This is a genomic window from Gilliamella sp. App2-1, assembly GCF_001690255.1.
Taxonomy (GTDB): Bacteria; Pseudomonadota; Gammaproteobacteria; order Enterobacterales; family Orbaceae; genus Gilliamella; species Gilliamella apicola_G.
The window spans coordinates 1-2032 of record NZ_LZGR01000045.1 but is presented as its reverse complement, the minus strand read 5'-3'; the positions used below and the strand labels follow the sequence as shown (position 1 = coordinate 2032).

Sequence of the window (2032 nt, the reverse complement as noted above, 5' to 3'; positions counted from 1 at the left end):
GACCGTGTTGGCAATGTGGTCTGTTTCCCATTTGCCGGTTTCAGGGTTGTAATGCTCGGTTTGTTTTTTTATGGCACTGGCAATTTTTGGTGCCAGTGCCCCTGCAACCGCCCCTGTCATGTCGCCGCTGATGATGCCGTTAATCAGGTTGACCGCCATGTCAATGCCTTGACGGGTTTCACTGCCCATCGCCGACATGCCTTGATTCATCGCTTCTTTGTAGGCGTCTTCGTAGATTTTTTGTTGCTGTTCGTCAGTTAAGACCGTTTTATTGTTTTTCGCCTTTTCTTGCTCTTTGTTTAAAGCCTCTTTCGCTTTTGAGGTGGCGCTGATTCGGTCAATATGATTAAGCATCGTTAACGTTTCACCACCAATTTCACTCACGAGCCGTGTTTGGTCGATGATGCTTTGCTCTTTGTCTTTGTTAAAGATATGTTTGAGCGCATGACTCGCATGCTCGGTATCATGACTTAATTCGTTAATCGCTTGTTTTTGCTCGCTTTCATGGCGGATAACCATCGTCCCTGCCGATACCGCTGAGTGCGTGGTCGAGTTTTTGCTTGCTTGTTTGTTAAGACCCGTTGGTATCGATGGCATTCCACTGGTGTTGACGCCTGCACTGCTGCTACTTACCTTGTAGTCCGCTTGGTTTTTTATATCACTAAAGCTGATTGTGCCTGTGTCAAGTTTGTTTTTGCTCGTGTCTTTTGCTGCTGAGGCTATCACCGCACCTTTTAAGTCGGTGTGGTGCCCACCGTAATGTCAAAGCCCCCTTTGCCGGCACAGGAAAACCAAAAAAACACCAATAAAAAATTAAATAAAATCAATACGTTTCCTGACCAGTTTTTTGTAAATAAATAGTGTGTTTTTTATGTTTTAAACAGAAGGAGATATGGCATAATAAGCAATACAACAGGTAGCCATTATTTAATACAATGGTACATAAAAATAATGATCACTAAAATGCATGCTAAGCAAAAATTAGCAATTAAAAAATTAATTATAGAATTTAGTGACAGAATTAACTGTCGCTTTTTAATAATGAATATTCTAATATAGGATAGAATTGTCAGGTTAAATTTGAGCTACAACACTTTATTCAATGGTGATATTTTTATTGACTGTTCGACCAAATTCAGACTGATTTTTTATCATATTTACTAAGTTAACAAGTAATTCATCAATTCTATTTTCTAACTTATCTGGTAATAGACTTTCATAGTCTTCAAGCTCACAACCATCCATAATTAGACTAGATAACTCATTAGTAAATTTATTTTGAGATAATAAATTTGCTATTTTGGGCTTAAAAATAAAACCCTCAGCTTCATCAATTGAAATCAATTTCTTTTTTAATGCAAATAAGGTACCCAATAAAAAAAGATCAATAAACTTTTCCGCTTGTTCTTTATCAATACTATAACATAATTTCATTTTATAAATTACTCCAATCTTTTTTGACTTTTACATTAAAAACTCTACCACTTTGACTACGAAAATAGTGGATTGATATTTTATTTCCAGTGACATCATAACCATCTTTATAAACTTTACTCCAACGCCCTGGTTCAATTTTTCTCAATTGCTCCAACAGCAGTTTTTCTTTAACTGTATTATTGACCGTTCCATTTTGCAAATCTCTAAACCCTTTTGGGTAATTAGGCGAATCCTTAATTGAATTATAAGTATGCTTAATTTCATTAGGATCTCTTGAAACATTATCTTGAGTATTATTGTTATTTTTATCTCGGTTATCATCATCTGGTGGTAATCCAGAAGCCCCACCTGCTGAACTACTTCCAGTTCCTGTTAACGGATTATCATTATCTTTCTTACTACCTTTCTCTTTTAGGTAATCATTATAATAACGTTCATAAGTTTTTAGTACTGCATCTTCAAGGAATTGATCTCCCATTGGATCGACTAACGCAAGTTCAATTAGTCTTCGTTGTTCCAAATTTAAACTTTCTAAAAACGCTTTTGATTCCGCTGCGGTAAGACCTTCAGCCATTAAAACATCTACCACATTAAT

The 2032-nt window shown here is 36.2% G+C and carries 2 protein-coding genes and 1 pseudogene; all 3 read right to left on the bottom strand.

What is annotated here, in order from left to right:
* On the bottom strand, nucleotides 1-726 hold a 726-nt coding region (locus A9G22_RS06120; protein WP_141669990.1), incomplete at its 3' end, for a hypothetical protein.
* Nucleotides 727-1095: 369 nt separating this feature from the next.
* Nucleotides 1096-1434, bottom strand: a complete 339-nt coding sequence (locus tag A9G22_RS06115; RefSeq protein ID WP_065587064.1) for a DUF3969 family protein — start codon at nucleotides 1432-1434, stop codon at nucleotides 1096-1098.
* Nucleotide 1435: 1 nt separating this feature from the next.
* Nucleotides 1436-2032: pseudogene (locus tag A9G22_RS11390) on the bottom strand (hypothetical protein); the annotation flags it as partial.